The 19,493-nt window shown below is 43.0% G+C and carries 15 protein-coding genes; 7 read left to right on the top strand and 8 right to left on the bottom strand.

What is annotated here, in order from left to right; all coding sequences use genetic code 11:
- The 3 genes from BM266_RS11505 to BM266_RS11495 all read right to left on the bottom strand — a co-directional run bounded on the left by BM266_RS11505 (position 1) and on the right by BM266_RS11495 (position 6,389).
- Positions 1-963 carry a calcium/sodium antiporter gene (locus BM266_RS11505; protein ID WP_093409763.1) on the bottom strand — a complete coding sequence of 321 codons (963 nt, stop codon included), beginning with the start codon at positions 961-963 and terminating at the stop codon, positions 1-3.
- Entirely contained in the window at positions 963-3,785 is a 2,823-nt protein-coding gene (locus BM266_RS11500) for a M16 family metallopeptidase (protein WP_093409760.1), read from the bottom strand. The genes BM266_RS11505 and BM266_RS11500 overlap by 1 nt, the downstream gene beginning before the upstream one ends.
- Positions 3,786-3,929: 144 nt before the next feature.
- Positions 3,930-6,389, bottom strand: a complete 2,460-nt coding sequence (locus BM266_RS11495; RefSeq protein ID WP_093409757.1) for a M14 metallopeptidase family protein — start codon at positions 6,387-6,389, stop codon at positions 3,930-3,932.
- 116 nt (positions 6,390-6,505) lie between these two features.
- Here BM266_RS11495 and bshC point away from each other — a divergent pair, with 116 nt between their 5' ends.
- Both bshC and BM266_RS11485 read left to right on the top strand, forming a co-directional pair.
- A complete protein-coding gene (gene bshC / locus BM266_RS11490) occupies positions 6,506-8,116 on the top strand; it encodes a bacillithiol biosynthesis cysteine-adding enzyme BshC (RefSeq protein ID WP_093409755.1) in 1,611 nt (536 codons plus the stop codon).
- Between the two features lie 4 nt (positions 8,117-8,120).
- On the top strand, positions 8,121-9,485 hold the full coding sequence (locus BM266_RS11485) for a pyridoxal phosphate-dependent decarboxylase family protein (protein ID WP_093409883.1): 1,365 nt from the start codon (positions 8,121-8,123) through the stop codon (positions 9,483-9,485).
- 259 nt (positions 9,486-9,744) lie between these two features.
- On the opposite strand, the gene BM266_RS11480 is transcribed toward BM266_RS11485, so the two are convergent.
- On the bottom strand, positions 9,745-10,470 hold the full coding sequence (locus tag BM266_RS11480; RefSeq protein ID WP_093409752.1) for an SIMPL domain-containing protein: 726 nt from the start codon (positions 10,468-10,470) through the stop codon (positions 9,745-9,747).
- An 85-nt stretch (positions 10,471-10,555) separates the two neighbouring features.
- Here BM266_RS11480 and guaA point away from each other — a divergent pair, with 85 nt between their 5' ends.
- The 4 genes from guaA to BM266_RS11460 are packed head-to-tail and all read left to right on the top strand — an operon-like array spanning position 10,556 to position 15,027.
- The gene (gene guaA, locus BM266_RS11475; protein ID WP_093409750.1) at positions 10,556-12,088 is read left to right on the top strand and encodes a glutamine-hydrolyzing GMP synthase; all 1,533 of its coding nucleotides are present in this window, start codon (positions 10,556-10,558) and stop codon (positions 12,086-12,088) included.
- A gap of 22 nt (positions 12,089-12,110) precedes the next feature.
- Positions 12,111-14,081 carry an amino acid ABC transporter substrate-binding protein gene (locus tag BM266_RS11470; protein ID WP_093409747.1) on the top strand — a complete coding sequence of 657 codons (1,971 nt, stop codon included), beginning with the start codon at positions 12,111-12,113 and terminating at the stop codon, positions 14,079-14,081.
- The gene (locus BM266_RS11465; protein WP_093409745.1) at positions 14,081-14,485 is read left to right on the top strand and encodes an OsmC family protein; all 405 of its coding nucleotides are present in this window, start codon (positions 14,081-14,083) and stop codon (positions 14,483-14,485) included. Before BM266_RS11470 ends, BM266_RS11465 begins: the two co-directional genes overlap by 1 nt.
- Positions 14,485-15,027, top strand: a complete 543-nt coding sequence (locus BM266_RS11460) for a DUF922 domain-containing protein (protein WP_093409742.1) — start codon at positions 14,485-14,487, stop codon at positions 15,025-15,027. Before BM266_RS11465 ends, BM266_RS11460 begins: the two co-directional genes overlap by 1 nt.
- Here the strand turns inward: BM266_RS11460 and BM266_RS11455 are convergent.
- From BM266_RS11455 to BM266_RS11440, 4 genes are all read right to left on the bottom strand, one after another.
- Positions 15,024-15,968, bottom strand: coding sequence for an NAD(P)H-dependent flavin oxidoreductase (locus BM266_RS11455; RefSeq protein WP_093409740.1), 945 nt, complete (start codon positions 15,966-15,968; stop codon positions 15,024-15,026). The two genes, BM266_RS11460 and BM266_RS11455, sit on opposite strands and share 4 nt — an antisense overlap.
- 19 nt (positions 15,969-15,987) lie before the next feature.
- Positions 15,988-17,178, bottom strand: a complete 1,191-nt coding sequence (mnmA, locus tag BM266_RS11450; protein WP_093409880.1) for a tRNA 2-thiouridine(34) synthase MnmA — start codon at positions 17,176-17,178, stop codon at positions 15,988-15,990.
- Between the two features lie 161 nt (positions 17,179-17,339).
- Positions 17,340-17,738, bottom strand: a complete 399-nt coding sequence (locus BM266_RS11445) for a lipocalin family protein (RefSeq protein WP_093409737.1) — start codon at positions 17,736-17,738, stop codon at positions 17,340-17,342.
- A 42-nt stretch (positions 17,739-17,780) separates the two neighbouring features.
- Positions 17,781-18,446 carry a toxin-antitoxin system YwqK family antitoxin gene (locus BM266_RS11440; RefSeq protein ID WP_245760432.1) on the bottom strand — a complete coding sequence of 222 codons (666 nt, stop codon included), beginning with the start codon at positions 18,444-18,446 and terminating at the stop codon, positions 17,781-17,783.
- A 71-nt stretch (positions 18,447-18,517) separates the two neighbouring features.
- Between BM266_RS11440 and BM266_RS11435 the strand changes: the two genes are divergently transcribed.
- Positions 18,518-19,492 (top strand): fasciclin domain-containing protein, encoded by a 975-nt coding sequence (locus tag BM266_RS11435; protein WP_093409732.1) that lies wholly within the window; start codon positions 18,518-18,520, stop codon positions 19,490-19,492.
- Position 19,493: the final 1 nt, after the last annotated feature.

Raw genomic sequence — 19,493 nt, 5'->3', positions numbered from 1 at the left:
TTATAATTCCCGGGCCACCAGGTATATTGTATAAGCTAAAAAGAAGATAAGCAACACTGCGGCCTCCCATCGATCCAGCATTTTGCGTTTTCCGGTAAACATGGCAAGCATAAGAAAGAGGGTTCCCCCGGCCAGGATGTAAAGATCGGTATTGAAGGAATCGGTATAACTCACAGGGCTTATCACTGAAGCCGTCCCCAGAATCAAAAGGATGTTGAAAATATTGGAGCCAATGATATTTCCTACCGCGATATCGGCATTTTTCTTTGCCGCCGCGACGATAGAGGTTGCCAGTTCAGGTAAGGAGGTGCCGGCAGCGATTACTGTTAATCCGATAATTTTTTCACTGATGCCTAAATTTTCTGCAATGTCGATAGCGTTGTTCACCACCAATTGCCCCCCGATAACAAGTCCTGCCAGACCTCCTGCGATAAACAGACTCATTTTGAGATTGGACAATTTTTTCTCCGGACTCGTTTCCAGGCTTTCTTCTGAAGTTAGCTGTTTGTAGACGTAAAATAAAAAGCCTAAAAAACAGACGAGCAAAATAAAGCCTTCCCATCTCTCCAGAATATTTTCGGCACCGGAGGTGAGTATTCCGTCATTCACCAACATGAATAAAATGATGACCGCCACAAGTGAAATTGGAATCTCTTTCCAGGCCGTGCTGGATTGTACCGCCAGCGGAGTGATGAGTCCTGTGATGCCAAGAATGATGAACAGGTTAAAATTATTGCTGCCAATTACATTCCCAAAAACGATATCCTGGTGTCCCTGGAAAGAGGCAATACTGTTTACTACGAGCTCCGGAGCAGAAGTTCCGAAAGCGACTATGGTAAGTCCTATGGCCAGATCGGAAACATTGAACTTCTTTGCCAGGGCGGAAGCACCTTCTACTAAATAATTCGCCCCGAATATGAGCACCAGAAGACCTAAAACCAATAAAACGGAGGGCAATATCATTACTGTTCCTCTTTATTTAGTAAAACAGGTTTTCCCAGGCCGAGTTCTCCCAGCTTCTCTAATTGACTTTCAGCATCGCCAACAATTAGAAAATACATTTTTTCAGGATTGATATATTTTTCGGCTAATTCCTGAATTTCAAGAGCCGAAATATTATTTACCAGGTTCTCCCTTTGCTTGATATAATTATGGTCCAGATTATAATTGCTGATGTCGCTTAGCATTCCGAGTTTGGAATTGAGAGTTTCAAATTTCCGGGCCGCGCTTTTTATCATAAAACCCTTCGTGATTTCCAGATCTTCCTGATTATAATTTAAGGGGTAATCTTCCAGAATTTCCTTGATGAGCTTAACGGCATCGTAAGTAATATTGGTCCTAACCCCGCTGCTAATCATAAAAGGCCCGGTATTTCTTTCTCCATAGAATCCCGACCGGATATTATAGGTATAGCCTTTTCCTTCCCGGAGTTGCTGGGTGAGTTGCGAGGCAAAACCACCTCCGCCCAGACGGTAGTTCATCACTTCAGCCGGGTAAAAATCCTCATCGGTTGCTGAGAGGGCAGGGGCGCCAAATCTCAGGATTGATTGTTTCGCCCCGGGGACATCGTAAAAGAAAATTTGAGATCGCTCCGGTTTTTGAGGCTGGGAGAGCTCCGGTATTCTTACCTGTTGTGGTGGCCAGTTTGCCGAGATACTTTTAAGCGCATCCAGCGCGTCTTCCTTTTCTATATCTCCCACGATATGAAAAGTGGCATTAAGCGGGGATAAATTATCTCTGTAGTAAGTCTTAAGATCCTGAAGGCTTATTTTTTCCAGACCTTTTTCGGTCCCAACAATCTGATTGGATAGAATGTGATTTTCCCCATAGATGAGTTTTTGAAATTCCCGGGTCGCAATGCTGTTAGGATTAGCGTCCTGTTGTTTAATTTGGCTCAGGGCCTGTTGTTTTACCAGTTTAAATTCGGCTTCATCCCAACGTGGCTCCAGAAGGATTTCTTCTACCAGTTTCATTGTTTCTGAATAGTTTCGGGCCAGGGTGCTGCCACTAATAGTGATTTTTTCTTCTCCTGCACTTACCCGGATATCGGCTCCCAGCAGTTCAATGGCTTCCTCAAGTTCTTCCGGAGTTTTATTTTTCGTGCCTTTTGTCATTAAATTGGCCAACAGATTAGAAACGCCGATTTTCCCGGGCTCTTCCAGCATTAGCCCACCCTCGATTTCCAGGCTGAATTTCACCAGAGGAACTTCAGAATTGGTGATACCAAGGATCTCCAGCCCTGAGGGCATTCTGCTTTCCCATATTTCCGGCACATTTAATTCCGGAGCAGCACTGTAAGGAGGTTCTGTACTTCGGTTAAAACTCGAGGGAGTTTTTTCGTAGGTAACTTCCGCATTGGGGTTGACCTCGGCTTCGGCATCTTCCCTTATTTCTTCCTCGATAATATCGGCCTCAATGGCTCCTTCCAGGGCAAGGTCTTTCTGGTCCTTCGGAACAAAAGAAGTGGCTACATAGTTTTTGTTGTAGAGATATTTTTCAAAAACCCTTTTCACGTCGGCAGCGGTCACTGCAAGGATGTTTTCCACATCCTTATTGATGTAATTGGGATCATTGGCAAAAATCTGGTATTGCGCAAGCTGAAAGCCTTTTCCCATGACGCTGGAAAGGCTGTTGTAAAACCTGGTTTCCTGCCCGGCTTTTATGCGTTTCAGGTCTTTTTCTGAAATCCCGATTTTAGCGAATTCAGCAAAAGTTTCTTTGATAGCCCGTTGTACAGAATCCAGGTCAGTTCCGTCATAGGCCCTAACCTGGAGCATAGTCTGCCCTGCGAGTTCTGAGGTGTAATTGAACATCTGCACCTGGTCTGTAAGTTGTTTTTCTTCTACCAGCTTTTTATAAAGTGGGGCGTTTTTCCCCTGAGACAGGTAATTTGCCAGAACTTCCAGGGCATAGGAATCTTCGTGGTAAGAATAAACACTTGGCCAGGCCAGGGTAAGTTCCGGTAAGCGCGCAAAATTATCTTCATAATATAATTTTTCGGTTTCTGTAAGTTCTACGGGTTGTTTCTCCTGTCTTTCTATTTCTTCTCCGGCCGGGATCTCGTCAAAATACTTGTGCACCCATTCCTTAGCCTGTTCCGTATCGAAATCGCCGGCTATCGTTAAGGTAACATTATTGGGAACATACCATTTGTTATAGAATTCCTTTACATCTGCCAGGGTAGCGCTTTGTAGATCTTCCAGGGAACCAATAACCTGCCAATTATAGGGATGGTCCTCGGGATATAGATTTTTATCGATCACGGCGAAGGTATGCCCGTACGGACTGTTGTCTACCCGCTGGCGCTTTTCATTTTTTACTACTTGTTTTTCCTTGGCAAGCACCGGCTCGGTTACGGTGTTGATAAAGAACCCGAGTTTATCGGCTTCTGCCCAGATCATTTTTTCTAAGGCATCCTTTGGCACTGTTTGGAAATAATTCGTGCGATCCCGGCTGGTAGAACCATTTGCCCCTGAACCGCCAATACGGGCACTCATCCTATCAAGTCCGCCTTTGCCAAGGTTTTCAGATTCAAGGAATAATAGGTGTTCAAAAAGATGTGCAAAACCGGTACGGCCTTCCTTTTCCCTGGCCGAGCCAACATGAGCCGTTAATGCCACAGCCACCACAGGATCTGATTTATCTACATGGAAGATTACATTCAAGCCATTTTCCAGGGTGAAAGTTTCAAAATCTACATTGAAATGCGGGGAGCTATCCTGTGAAAAGGAATTGCCGGATATAATAAGGAAGGAAGAAAGAAAAAGTAATCTTAAGAGTTTCATAGTGTATGCTGTTTGACCTAACCAAAATTAAGGTTTATTTCTCTATTCAAAATAGAAATTTTATGGCGGTCTTAATGGGGATAGAAAATTAAAAACCCGGGGAAAGGCCCCCGGGTTCAGAAAATGTTCATGTCCCAGAAAGTTCTATAATCTGAATTTATTATTATTCACGAAGAAGAGGGAATTCACAAAAAAGAGCTTCCCATTTTGCCAGAAACCTCTAAAAAGAGGGTTGTCTACCAAATAGATAATACTTCCCTTTCCCAGCCGCTCTTCTCCGAAGATAAGTGAGTTTTCCAGGTTCTTAATGGCATCGCTACCTGCAAAGCCGGCAATCACCTCTGGTTCTTCCAGATAGCCTACATTATAGCCTTCGTTTAAAAGTGAAAAACTCCGGCTATTCAGTTTCAGGCTGAAATAGGTGTCGTCATATCCAAAAGCCATAGGATGCGTTTTATCAATTTTGGTCTTAACTATACTCCCGGTGATGAGGTTTTTCGCGCTTTCACGTTCCCGCTGGGCATAAGGGATAAGATTAGGTGATACCGTGTCTTTTTCGGTTTTATTTTCTTTTAAGTTCAAAGAATTTTTACCGGCAAATTCGCTTACGGCACGGCCGATGGCGATCACTTTCCCTCCGCTTCGGATCCAGGATTTTAAATTATGGAATCCGCTTTCATCAAGAAGTTTGCTGTAATTTCCTTCCGGCATAACCAGAACATCAAATTGAGATAAATCTACCCCTGAAAAATAATCGGTGCTAATGGAAGTGATTGGGTACTGTAATTCCTGCTCGAAGAAATACCAGATCTCTCCGTAATTGAGCGAAGAGGTACCATTTCCACGTAAAACGGCAATTTCAGGAGTGTTGATCACCTTGATCTCGGGCGAACCAAAATCTGGGCCGCTGCCGGCAAAACTGCTTTTTGCCGCTAATAATTCTCTCTGTTGTTCATTGGCAATCCTGGTAACTTTTTCATCAAAATCTTCCAGGCTTCTGTTGTCGCTTTTGGTGATTACCAGGCTTCCACGGTCAAACTTCTCGCCATCATTCTCAAACGGCACTTCACTGAATCGTACTTTTATATCCTCCTTCAGCAAAGCTGCAAGAAACTGCGCATCCTGCATAGAATTCCATTTGGATACATAACCCGCTCCTGAGGGTTGTGGGGTGTTTTTAATCTCAGGCCTGTCAGCAAAGTTTTCCGCAGAAACCTGTCTTTTGCTGGCCACGGCATCAAGACCATAAGCGTAAGGCAGGCTCCAGGCAGTAATATCGTAGGTTAGCGAATCCACAAGTTTAGTAGAAGGTTCAAATAAAACATCAACCATCTTTCCTTTTAGCTGATTGGTGTTTACGACCAGGCTGTTTTCACCGGCCGTGAAACTACCCGATTTACCTTGCTCATAAACATAACCGCTTATCCGGTTTGAACTTGCTTGTCCATATTCGATTTCGTGCCTATCCAGCAGGTTTCTTAAGGCTGCGATCTTATCTGAATTTCCTTTTAGCACATAAGATTTATTTTCGAGCTGGCTGTTGTCAAAAAAGCTGTTAAACTCTTTATTCAGCCGCTCTGCATTTTTATGGGCTACCTCTACCGTAGATAATCCCGTGGTATGATGATGTTCCACCCTGTCTGTTAAAGTTAGTTCGTAACCCTCATCGGTATTGATTCCAAGCCCTACATGGCCGGCCTGCTCATAGGTCATTCCAATGGCTCCCAGATAAGTTGGATAGGTGTCGCCATAGCTCGGGTATAAAAGATCAAAGCGTTCTTTGGTAAAATACAACCAACCTTCTTCGTCAAAATATCTGGCGTGGTTTTTACCGATCTCGGTTTGAAATTCGCGTTGAAACGGTGTTATGATCTCGTGAAATGGCTCTGCAGCAGGTGCAAAATAATATGGTTCGTTCATTCCTTGCTCATGGAAATCTACATGCACGTGAGGCAACCATTTATTATAAATCTTCAGCCTTTCCCGGGTTTCAATTTGTGTCGCCCAGGCCCAATCCCGGTTTAGATCAAAAAGGTAGTGGTTGGGTCTTCCGCCCGGCCAGGGCTCGTTATGCTCAATGGCAGCCTGAGAGGTGTTATAAGGTTCTGCCTTCACCTGGTTGTACCAGTTGGCATAGCGATCGCGGCCATCTGGATTAACCGTGGGATCTATGATCACCACTGTGTTTTCCAGGTAATCCTGTTTTTCGGTGATAAGCGCATAAAGGGTTTTCATAGAAGCCTCGGTGCTGGAAGCTTCATTTCCGTGCACATTATAGCTAAGCCAAACGATGGCTATATCGGCTTCGGCTTCGTTTCTGGCATTTGCCAGGTGCCGCTTCCTTATTTGTTCGAGATTTTTAATATTTTCTTCCGAAGAAATTACTGCATAAGTAAGTGGCCTGCGCTCATTGGTCTTTCCGTAGGTGTGATATTCCACCAGGGGCGAATGTTCAGCTACGTGCTCAAAATAATTAACCACATCGGCATGGCGGCTGAATTGCGCTCCGGGTTCATAACCAAGAAAGTCTTTTGGGCTCTGAAGTTGAGCATAGCTCTGAAATACGAAAAATAGAAGAACGAAAGGAAGTAAAATTGTTTTCATTTATTAATTTTGAGGATTACAAACAGTAGTAAAGATAATGTTCGGAGCCAAATTAACTAAAAAACTGGCAAAAAAATATCTAATCTGGGTATCTTTACACCACCAAAGAATTACTAATGCCAACAGAGTGTATCCCGTATAAAGAAACAAACTATTTTTCTGAACTTATTTTAGATTACCTGGCCCAAAAGGAAAAGCTTAAGCCATTTTACAATCACTTTCCTGAAATTGAGAATTTTAAAGCCCAAATCGAAGAAAAAACTTCGTTTCCCATAGAAAACCGGGAAGTTCTGGTGCAAAGTCTGAAGAAGCAATACGCTGAAACAGTGGTTTCACCTGCTACTTCCAAAAACATCGATAGACTTTCTCAAAAAACTACTTTTACAGTGGTCACGGGGCACCAGCTTAATCTATTTACCGGCCCCCTTTATTTTCTGTACAAGATTGTTTCCACGATTAATCTCACTAAAATTTTAAAGGAAAAATATCCGGAATATGATTTTGTGCCGGTTTACTGGATGGCCACTGAAGATCATGACTTTGAAGAGATCAGTTTTTTTTATCTCCACGGAAAAAAATTCAAGTGGGTAAATGCTGAAGAAAGAGCGGGACGAGACGCAGTAGGAAATCTTTCTACCAATGGCCTCGATGAGGTTTACAAACTCTTTTCAGCCGAAATTGGTGGCGGTACCAATGCTGAACATCTTAAGGATTTGTTTAAAAAAGCCTATCTGCAGCACGAAAATCTTACCGACGCCACAAGATATCTCGCTAACGAACTCTTTAAGGAACAGGGACTGGTGATCCTGGATGGCCAGCATAAGGAATTAAAAGACCTTTTTATTCCCTTTGCCCAAAGGGAGCTTACCGAACAACTTTCATATAAAACCACGCATCCAAAGACTGAAGCCCTGAGTGAGCTGGGCTATAATGTACAGGTAAACCCCAGGGAGATCAACCTGTTTTATTTGCATGATGGTTTGCGGGAACGCATAATAGAAAGCGAAGGCCGCTATTTTGTTCATGATACCGAAATTGAGTGGAGCAGGGAGGAGATCCTCAGAGAATTAGAGGAACACCCGGAGCTCTTCAGCCCTAATGTGATGCTCAGGCCACTTTATCAGGAAGTGATCCTGCCTAACCTTTGTTACATTGGCGGCGGGGGAGAGCTGGCTTATTGGCTGGAGCTAAAGGATTATTTTGAAGCTGAAAAAGTACCCTTCCCGGTTTTATTGTTGCGGAATTCGGCTTTGATTCAGAATGAAAAGATCAATGAAAAAAGGGAGAAATTAAATATTTCAGTAAAGGAGCTCTTCCTGAAACCGCACGAGCTCATCAACAGAAAAGTAAGGCAGATCTCTAATATCGATATAGATTTTTCACCACAGAAAGAGCATTTGGTGCAGCAATTTCAGCATTTATATGAAATTGCTGAACAAACAGATAAAACCTTTTTGGGTGCGGTGAAAGCCCAGGAAGTTAAACAGTTAAAAGGACTGGAGAACCTGGAAAAACGACTCCTTAAGGCTCAGAAACGAAAACTGGAAGATCATGTACACCGCATAGCCGAATTACAGAACAGTTTGTTTCCCAACCAGAGCCTGCAGGAAAGACAAACCAATTTTTCTGAACTCTATGCCGAATATGGTGAAGGTTTGATCTCAACCTTATTAAAAGAATTAAACCCATTAGAGGCTGAATTTAAAATACTGACTTTTGGAAAATAATAGAATGCATACTATAGATATGGATCTGGTAGAAATGACCCTGGATGTCATGAAATATACCATAGATCGTATTTCTAATGTGACCCCCGAAATGGGAGCGCCTAAAAGAGAAGAAGATTTATTTCGGATTGTCGGGCAAACCATTACTCCTGAAGGGATTGGAGGTGAAGCCGCCTTTCAGTTATTCAGGGATGTGCTGGTGAAAGCCACTGTGCCTATAGACCATCCACGACATCTGGCCTTTGTACCTGCAGCCCCTACAAGAGCGGCTATCATGTTCGATTTGGTAACTTCGGCCTCAAGTATTCACGGAGCTTACTGGATGGAAGGTGCCGGCGGAATTTTCTGTGAAAACCAGGCGATGAAATGGCTGGTCTCTCTTACCGGCCTTCCTCAGGATTCCTTCGGGGTTTTTACCAGTGGAGGTACAGCTGCTAATCTTTCGGCCCTGGTTACTGCCCGCGAAGAATGGCGCAGCAGGAATACTGAAAATGAAGATCTCAAAGCCCTGCTTATCACCTCCAGTGGAGCGCATAGTTCCATAAAAGCTATGGCTAAGGTAATGGATGCCGAGGTGATGCTGGCCGATTGTGATGATGAACACCTTACCGGTCTCGAACTACAGGAAGCTGTTAATAAACTTAGTAAGCAAGACCGAAAACGACTTTTTGCGGTGGTGGCTACCGGAGGCACAACCAATGCCGGAATTATAGACGAGCTGGATACAATAGCCGACGTTTGCGGAAAAGAAAATATATGGCTGCACGTAGACTGTGCCTATGGCGGGGGAGCACTGGCTGCTTTATCGGTAAGACATTTGTTCAACGGAATTGAACGGGCCGATAGTATTACTATAGATCCGCATAAATGGTTGTTTTCTCCTTACGATTGTGGTGCGGTAATTTACAAGGATATGGAATTGGCAAAAAATGCCCACTCCCAGAAAGGGGCCTATCTTGAGATTTTTAAAGATGAGGGAGCTCATGGCTTTAATCCGGCCGATTACCAGATACAACTCACCAGAAGGGTTCGGGGAATGCCACTTTGGTTTTCCCTGGCTATGCACGGCACCAATAAATACCGTAAGGCAATTGAGCGGGGAATAGAACTCGCCAAAATCGCAGAAAAGAAAGTGAAGGAAGATGAGCATTTTGAACTGGTGCGGCCTTCGAGTCTTTCGGTTGTGTTATTCAAAAGAAAAGGCTGGACTCCCGAGATGTATCGGGACTGGACCTATAAAAATCACCGGGAAGGCTTTGCCCTGGTAACTCCGACTATCTGGAACGGGGAAACCGTGGTACGCTTCTGTTTCATAAATCCTGATACTACAGAAAAGGATATCGATATGATACTGGACACGCTGAAATAGGCGGAAGAAAAAAATCAATAATTACAAAAGCGGTTAAAAAGCTATTATTCAGTTGTTTAATTGCTTTTTATTGTATGTTTAGTCTTTCCCCATCCTAAAACTTAACCTTTCTGATTCTTCAATTGCCTGTGAGCTTTTGAATTATAATCCCGGCAGGAAGTAGATTACGGAAATTTCATGACCCTTTGGAAAAACAACGAGGGCACCTGGCAGATCTATAGGGATGTAATAAGTAGTAACTCAGGAAAATAAGCTTTAATTAATCGATCTCATAATCTAACCGCATTGTAATTGATGCGGTTTTTCTTTTATCGGCGGTATTGTAAACGCCACTCCAACTGAAATCTTCTCCGCTGTTCTGGCCGGTGATTTGGAAAACACCCATATTGGCATTTTTGAGATCGCCCAGATTTCCACCGCTGTTTTCGGCTATCCTTTCAGCCCTTAACCTAGCATCTTCAGTAGCTTTGGAGATCATTTCCAGTTTAAGGTCGGCGAGTTTCGTATAATAATACCGTGGTGGTGTGGAATTGAACTGTACTCCTTTATTCAGCAATTCGGTGATCTCGCGGGAGACTTCTTCCACCATTTCCACTTCTGTAGCTTCTATTTTGACATTTTGGGTTAGCAGATATCCCTGGAAAATACTGCCCACATAATTTCCGTTCTGATATTGATTTTCGCGCTGTTCTGAGGTCTGAACCGAAGTAAAGACGATATTCTCTTCCTTCATTCCTTTCTCTAAAAGGTAGTTTCTTACGGTTTCCTTGTCGTTGTTCAGATCTTTGTAAGCTTGTTCCAGGTTTGGGTTCATCCGGCTAAAACTGCCTTCCCAAACGATAAGATCTGAGGTGAAATTCTCGCTTCCGGAACCCGTTACCGAGATCACCCCATCAGGATTGGCCCGACTTACATAGGAGTTACCTAAAAACCAGGCTGCAATTACTATTGCGATGGCGAAAATTACAGCGCTTAGGTGTTTCATTTCTATTAAGATAGTTGTTCAGAATAAAGATAGAAAATAAAGTCGCTGGTTATTTTATTTTTGCCTCAAATTATTACTTTTGCCTATGCAACAAAACGTACTTATTTTAGACTTCGGTTCGCAGTACACGCAGCTTATTGCAAGGCGCGTTAGAGAACTAAACATTTACTGCGAAATTCATCCCTACAACAAAATTCCAAAAGATCTTTCAGACTTTAAAGCGGTTATCCTATCGGGAAGCCCTTTCTCTGTAAGGGCAGAAAACGCTCCGCATCCGGATCTTTCTCAAATTCGTGGAAAGAAACCAATGCTGGCGGTTTGTTATGGTGCCCAGTACCTGGCACAGTTCCATGGTGGAAAGGTGGAAGCTTCTGAAACACGGGAGTATGGTCGCGCCAATCTTTCTGTGATCAAAGATGCCGAACCTTTATTTGAAGATATCATGGAAAATTCACAGGTGTGGATGAGCCATAGTGATACCATCAAAGAACTTCCTGAAAACAGTATTCGCCTGGCCAGCACCACCGATGTGCTGAATGCCGCCTACCGCATCGAAGGGGAAGAGACTTTCGCTATTCAGTTTCATCCTGAGGTTTATCATTCTACCGACGGGAAACAACTGCTGGAGAACTTTCTTGTAAGAATTGCCGGAGTAGCTCAAACCTGGACGCCGGGGAAATTTGTTGATCTCACGGTTTCTGAATTAAAAGAAAAAATAGGAGACGATAAAGTAGTTCTTGGTCTGAGTGGTGGTGTTGACTCCAGTGTTGCGGCGGTGCTTCTGCATAAAGCCATAGGGAAAAACCTTTACTGTATTTTCGTGAATAACGGACTTCTTCGCAAGAACGAATTTGAAAGTGTTCTGGACCAGTATAAAGATATGGGGCTTAATGTAAAGGGAGTTGATGCTTCGGCACGATTTCTGAAAGCTCTGGAAGGTATTAGTGAGCCTGAAGCCAAACGGAAAGCGATTGGGAATACTTTTATTGAAGTATTTGACGATGAGGCGCACGAAATTAAAGACGTGACCTACCTGGCGCAAGGCACTATTTACCCCGATGTCATCGAATCGGTATCGGTAAGTGGAGGTCCTTCAGCAACTATTAAGTCGCATCACAATGTAGGAGGGCTACCCGATTTCATGAAACTTAAGATCGTGGAACCCCTTAAGATGCTTTTTAAAGATGAGGTGAGAAGAGTGGGAGCAGAGCTCGAAATAGATAAGGAATTGTTAGGAAGACATCCGTTTCCAGGACCCGGTTTGGCGATTAGAATACTGGGAGATATTACTGCCGAAAAGGTACGTATCTTGCAGGAAGTAGATCATATATTTATTCAGGGTTTAAGAGACTGGATGCTTTATGATAAGGTATGGCAGGCAGGAGCGATTCTGTTGCCAGTGAGTTCGGTAGGGGTTATGGGAGATGAAAGAACCTACGAGAAAGTTGTAGCCTTGAGAGCGGTAGAATCTACCGATGGAATGACCGCCGATTGGGTGAACCTGCCCTATGAGTTTTTGCAAAAAACCTCGAATTCCATAATAAATCGGGTTAAAGGCGTTAATAGAGTAGTATATGATATAAGTTCAAAACCACCGGCTACTATTGAGTGGGAATAGACTTTATTAAAAAATTAAAGATATGAGATACCTTTTAGTTTTGTTCTTTGCTTTTCAGTTGTTTAGTACTTCGGCCATAGGCCAGGAGTATAAATATCACGACGTAAAGCCGGGAGAAACAGTTTATAGCATAGCGAAATCATATAACATTAGCGAGGAAGCTATTTATAAATATAATCCGGATGCCCGGAACGGGATAGAGGTATCTTCAAAACTGGTAATTCCGATTGGCGAGGCGGAAGCGTCCGCAGAAAGAAGTGAAGATGTTAGTTTTAAAACCCATAAAGTAGCAAGAAAAGAAACCCTGTATAGCCTTTCTAAGCAATATGAGGTAAGCATAGAGGATATTAAACGCTATAATCCCCATTTATATTCAGCAGAATTGCGTACCGGGGAAGAGATCAGAATTCCGGTTGGGGGAAGAGAGAAAGCACCGGCCGCCCCCGAAAGAAGAACAGATGCCGATATAAAAAACCAGATCACCGATACCCGGGAACACGTGGTAATTCCTAAAGAAACCAAGTATGGAATCGCCCGTAAATACGGACTTACAGTTAAAGAGCTGGAAGCCCTTAATCCTAAAGTAGACATACTACAACCGGGTATAATGCTTAGGGTAGGAACGAAGGTTTTGGATCAACCGGTGATTCTAACCGATAATAATTTTGAATTTTATGAAGTTCAGCCTAAAGAAACCCTTTTCAGCTTATCAAGACGTTTTGAGGTGGAACAGGATTCTCTTATAGCCTTGAATCCTGCGTTGGAAGATGGGCTTAAAACCGGGATGGTTTTAAAAGTCCCGAATAAAGGACAGGGTTTTGGTAATCTCTCGACCTCTGAAACCGAAGAATTAAACGATCCAGATCGGCTTGAAGAGGAAGCTATGGCCTCTACCAGGCTGGATCTTAGAAATACAATAAGTAATCGCAAGACCAAAGAAATCGCGTTTATGCTCCCTTTTAACCTGCATAAGATCGAGTCAGATTCTATAGAACATTATAAAAGCGCTATTCAGAATGAAAGAATCCTGCGGTTGTCACTTGATTTTTACGGTGGTGCTCTATTGGCCATTGAAGAAGCAAAGGAATTGGGAATTTCCACCATGGCTAAAGCCTACGATACCCGCCAGAATGCCGGGGAGGTAGTCAATATTATTAATACCAATAATTTTGATGATGTAGATGCGGTTATTGGGCCATTCCTGCAAAGTTCTACCGAGGCTGCTGCTGCCAGATTGGAATCCAGGAGAATTCCGGTGATAAGTCCATTGTCAAACAGGTCTATGAGACCATTTGATAATTTATTCCAGTCCAGGCCTACAGATAATATGCTTCAGGATGCCATGTTGGAATATTTTGAAGAGAATGCCGGAAACAGGAATATAGTGATCATTGCTGATGGACAGGCCTACCAGATCAAAGAACGATTGAGAAGTATTTTTCCCTCAGCGCCGGTAATAACGCCTTCGAACGGAAATATAAGCGCATCAAAATTAAATGAATCTCTGGTTGAAGGTCGTGAAAACTGGGTAATTCTGGAATCTTCCAGTGTAGGTGTTTTAAGCAGCGCGACTTCAGCTTTAAATCGTTTGGCAAGAGATCGTGAAATAACCCTGTTAACCACCGATAAGAATAGTACCTACGATAATTTTAATATTTCCAATGATCACCTGGCAAGGTTAAAACTGCATTATCCTTCGGTTGATAGGGAATACAATCGGGAGGTTTCCGAGGAATTTCTTGAAGAATATATAGAGAAATATGGGGTAGAGCCTAATCAATATGCCGTTAGAGGTTATGACCTTACTCTGGATATACTTCTCAGATTGGCATCGGCAAAAGATTTGTATGATTCTTTTGAGGATCATAGAGGTTATACTGAATACAACGAAAATAAGTTCTTTTATACCGAACGTGCCGAAGGTGGTTATCACAACCAGGCAATTTATATTATGAGGTTGAATGAAGATCTAACCCTTAGCACAGTAGAATAATGACATCGAAAGTTGTTTACAAAGGGAACCTGAGAACCGAAGCCGAACATTTGCAGAGTGGCCGTAAAATGATTACCGATGCTCCTGTTGATAATCATGGGAAAGGAGAAGCTTTTTCTCCCACCGATACCGTAGCTACTGCTCTTGCGACCTGTATGCTTACAGTTATGGGGATTAAGGCAGAAGAGATGGGCATAGTTCTGGAAGGAACCCAGGCCGAGATCACAAAAACCATGGCCGAAAACCCACGGCGAATCTCTAAAATAGAGGTGAATCTTGATTTTCCTTATGTCTATTCTGATAAACAGGCCAAAATCCTGGAACATACCGCCAGAACCTGCCCGGTCTTGCAGAGCCTACACCCAGAAATCGAAAAGAACATCACTTTTAATTATCCCTCGTAATGAGGCAATCTTTCTTCCTCCTGCTCCTGCTTTTTACTGCTGAAATTTCTTCTTCTCAGGAACAGGAAAAAATTGAATGGGAAGAAGGAAAAAAACTCACCTGGGCCGATTTTAAAGGCACTCCTAAGCAAGGAGTGGCCTATGAAGCCAATACCAATTCAGGGATTTCTTTTTCCTGGAATTACAGTACTGAAAGCGGGCAGCCGGTTTTAAGGTATGAGGTGGTTACCAATTTCTTTCCGCAGCTTTCCTGGGTAAAAGAGCATGAAGAAGATGAGTATCTACTGGGACACGAGCAGCTGCATTTTGATATTTCTGAACTACACGCCCGCAAACTCCGTAAAGCCATCGATGAATACGAAACCGGAAGAAATATTAGGCGCGATTTGAATCGCTTATATGAAGGTATCGAAAAAGATCGGGTGGAGATGCAAAAATTGTTTGATGCCGAAACCGTACACAGCACAAATAAAGAGGCTGAAGCTGGTTGGATAAAATTCGTAAAAGAGGAATTAGCCAAACTAAGCGATTACCGCGATTAAAGCTGCGCTACCTCTGCTTTAGCCCTTTCAAACTCTTTAATCATTTCCTTAACGATCTCTGCCGCAGGTTTTATTTCGTGAATAAGCCCAGCTATCTGGCCTATTTCCAGTTCTCCTTCTTCCAAATCTCCTTCAAACATTCCTTTTTTAGCCCTGGCTCTGCCCAGCAACCCGATCAGGTCTTCTTTGGAAGGTGAACTCTGGTACATTCTTTCTATATCCTGATAGAATTTGTTCTTTAGCAGTCTTACCGGAGCGAGTTCCTTAAGGGTTAAAATAGTGTCGCCTTCACCGGCTTTTACCACCATCTCCTTAAAATTGGGATGAGAAGAAGCTTCATGGGAAGCCACAAAACGACTTCCAACCTGGACGGCATCAGCTCCCAGAACCATCGCTGCCAGCATTCCACGGCCCGTACCGATTCCACCTGCGGCGATAAGCGGAATTTTTATTTTTTCCTTCACCATAGGGATTAATGCAAAGGTTGTGGTTTCATCACGACCGTTATGCCCGCCGGCCTCAAAACCTTCAGCGACAACGGCGTCAACACCTGCCTCTTCCGATTTCAGAGCGAATTTTACGCTGCTCACTACATGTACTACTTTTATGCCATTTTCCTGTAAATGCTTTGTCCAAACCTTAGGATTACCGGCAGAAGTAAAGACGATCTTCACACCTTCTTCCACAATGATCTCCATAAGCTTTTCAATGTCGGGATAGAGCATAGGCACGTTTACCGCAAAAGGCTTATCAGTAGCTTTTTTACACTTCTGGATATGTTCTCTTAAAACATCTGGGTACATAGAGCCCGAGCCAATAATACCAAGTCCGCCGGCATTACTAACCGCGCTGGCAAGGCGCCACCCGCTGGCCCAGATCATTCCCGCCTGGATAAGTGGATATTTTATATTGAAAAGTGAGGTGATCTTATTTTCAGGCATTGCTTAATTTTTCCCGAATTTAAGAAATAACCCCCGAACCTAATAATTCTTCTCCATCATACCATGCAACAAACTGCCCTTCGGTGATCGAGGCCTGTGGCTCTTCAAAAACCACATACATTCCGTTTTCGGTTTGATGAAGAATGGCTTTCTGAAGCGGTTGCCGGTAACGAATTCTTGCCATCACCTCAAGGGTTTCATCAGCTTTAATAGCAAGATCTTTCCGCACCCAATGTACTTCCTCATTAGTAATAAAAAGTGCTCTTCGGTAAATTCCGGGGTGATCTTTGCCCTGGCCGGTATAGATTACGTTTTCATCAACATCGGTGTCTATAACAAAGAGAGGTTCCGGGGTGCCACCTACGGCAAGTCCTTTTCGCTGGCCCTTGGTAAAATAATGAGCGCCCTGGTGTTTGCCGACTACCTTACCATCTTTAGAAGTATATTCATACTTTTTGGAAAGGAAGTCTAATTCCTCCTTTTTGTTGGTGAAAGAAGGAGTTTCTGTTTTGTATAAATCTTCATCTGCTTCGATCTCCACGATCACCCCTTCCTTAGGCTGAAGCTTCTGCTGAAGAAATTCCGGCAGGCGAACTTTTCCTATAAAACAAAGTCCCTGCGAATCCTTTTTATCGGCGGTTACCAGCTCCTGTTCCGCAGCGATTCTGCGAACCTCAGATTTTTGTAATTCCCCGATAGGGAAGAGGGTTTTTGAAAGCTGATCCTGCGTCAACTGGCAAAGAAAATAAGACTGGTCCTTATTATTATCTTTTCCCGAGAGTAACTGGTAGATGGTCTCTCCGTCTTTCTCAAACTCTCCTTTCCGGCAGTAATGCCCGGTGGCCACATAGGCGGCGCCCAGAGAGAGGGCAATTTTCATAAAGACATCGAATTTGATCTCGCGGTTGCACAACACATCGGGATTTGGGGTACGGCCGCGCTCATATTCATTGAACATATAATCTACGATACGTTCTTTATATTGCTCGCTAAGATCTACGGTTTGAAAAGGAATTCCCAGTTTATCGGCTACCATCATCGCATCGTTACTGTCGTCCAGCCAGGGGCATTCATCAGAAATAGTTACCGAGTCGTCGTGCCAGTTCTTCATAAAAAGACCGATTACCTCATAGCCCTGCTGCTGCAAAAGATATGCAGAAACACTGGAATCCACTCCGCCTGATAAACCTACTACAACTTTCTTTTTCATTAAGCTCATTTTGTTTTCTTTCCGCAGAGAAAGTCGGAAAGCAGGCTGCAAAATTACGAAATATAAGAGATATTGAATATTATAAGTATAATGCTTTCTTATTATGGCATCAATTAAAAAGGGTGGCTGAGGCCACCCTTAAAATCTTTAATGTATCTGAATTATTTCTCGAAAGTAAGGCTCACCCCCGGCATTGATGGGACCGAAAATTTAAACTGGTTATTTCCGGAAAATTCAACATCTCCGGTTTGTCTTCCAAAGAAGGGTAAATCGAAGGTGTACTGGCCGTTAGTTTCTCTTTCCCATTCTGATGTATCAGCTGTGGACACACATTCTCCTTCAACTTCCTCGTAGAATTCAGAATCTGCAGTATTGTCGGCGTGAAAGGTAATATTCGAATTCATATTACATTCACTTAATTCATCTTCGCTATAGGCATTTTCTAAGTCTACCACAAACCAGGTGCCCAGGATTGGGTCTTCCCCATCGTTGACATCGTCATCGCTGTCACAGGCAGTAAACATCATAAATACGGCTAATAAGGCAATAATTTTTTTCATAACATGTTGAGTTTAGGTGTATAAATATAAAATTTTTTGATTTCAATGCTCTTTTTCTTCATCTAAATTTCCGTCTTTAAAGTAGCGCCAATTTCCGGTTTTTCTGTCTTCCCTGTATTCGCCTTCAATGAGTTTTTCGCCTGCCGCATTATAATAGCTCACAGGTCCATGCAACTCTCCGTTTTTGTAATTTAAATGCTGAAGTTCCTGCCCGTTCTTGCCATAGATAAAACTTTCACCGTGTTTTTTGCCATTCTTATATTCGGTCTTTTCGGCTTTGATACCATCGGGGAAATAGGTAATCTGGAGGCCGTTTAATTCGCCTCCGGAATAATTTTCTACCATCATGGTATCTTCTGTTTTATTGTGGAAATATACCCAGGTGCCTTCCCTTTGCTTGTTTTTTATCCTACCCTGGCTTATGGGTTTACCGTCCTGAGAGTAATAAGTAGCCTCAGCGGTGTTTGCATCCTGAAATTCTATAATTGCCGTGGGATGCTCCTGAAATCCTTTTTTGTAGAACTTAAATTTCCCGGTTTCTTTTCCGTGTTGAAATGTCCCTTCAAACTTAAGCTGATTCGTACCCTCGAAATTAACTCTCCATTCCCCGTGCCGACGGCCCTGCTCGTCAGTTTGATTTATTTTCTCCTGGGCAAAAAGGGGAATACAAAAGATCATCAATAAATACTTTAACTCGTGTTTAAACATAATTAACAAAAATTAAACAAAACTATATGTTTGTCTGCTGTACTTTTACACTATAACTAAAACATAAAAAGATGACTTTTATTTCAAAAATCACAAAATTCGCCTTTATCGCCTTATTGGTGACCGGGTTTGTATCGTGCAGTGATGACGATGAAGCAGGAGATGTTATTGTGCCCTCCAACAGTATTGCCGATTTTGTCGCTGATAACGATAATTATTCTTCCCTTGCAGCCGCATTGGAAGTTGCAGGATTAACTTCAACCCTGGACGGCTCTGCAAATTACACTGTTTTTGCACCAAACAATGCGGCATTTAATGCTTTTTTATCGGCTAACGGATTCGATAGTCTTGATGAAGTGCCTGAAGACCTGTTAAGAGAGGTACTTCTTAACCATGTGCAATCTGGAGTAATCATGTCTTCTAATCTTGCTACCGGTTATATCAGCAGTATGGCTACCGGAATGGCTTCTGAGGAACCTCTAAGTATGTATATTAATACTGACGATGGGGTAATGATCAACGGGATGGCCGAAGTTACCAACGCCGATATTGAAGTAGATAACGGGATTATTCATGCCGTGAACGCAGTGATTGGCCTACCTGATATCGTAGATTTCGCTACAGCCGATCCAACTTTCGATATTCTTGTCCAGGCTTTAACACGTGAAGACGAATTTACCTTTGTTGGGACTTTGCAAGCCACTGAAGATCCCGCTCCTTTCACCGTTTTTGCTCCAACTAATGATGCTTTTGTTGCCTTGCTGGATGAATTGGAAATGGATAGTTTAGGAGATATACCGACTGAAACTCTCTCGACTGTTTTAACCTATCACGTGGTTGCCGGAGCTAATGTGCGCTCTGGTGACCTTTCTGACGGGATGATGGTAGAAACCTTAAATGGAGATTCCTTTACCGTAAACCTTGGCGATGCCGTAACTCTTACCGATGCCAGGGATAGAATTTCTACCGTTGTAGCAGCCGATGTACAGGCAAATAACGGGGTAATTCACGCAATTGATACCGTGATTCTACCAGAAGAATTGTAGT

Source organism: Salegentibacter flavus, from assembly GCF_900115145.1.
Classification (GTDB): Bacteria; Bacteroidota; Bacteroidia; order Flavobacteriales; family Flavobacteriaceae; genus Salegentibacter; species Salegentibacter flavus.
The sequence above is the reverse complement of the archived record's forward strand: the minus strand, read 5'-3'. Positions and strand labels throughout refer to the sequence as shown.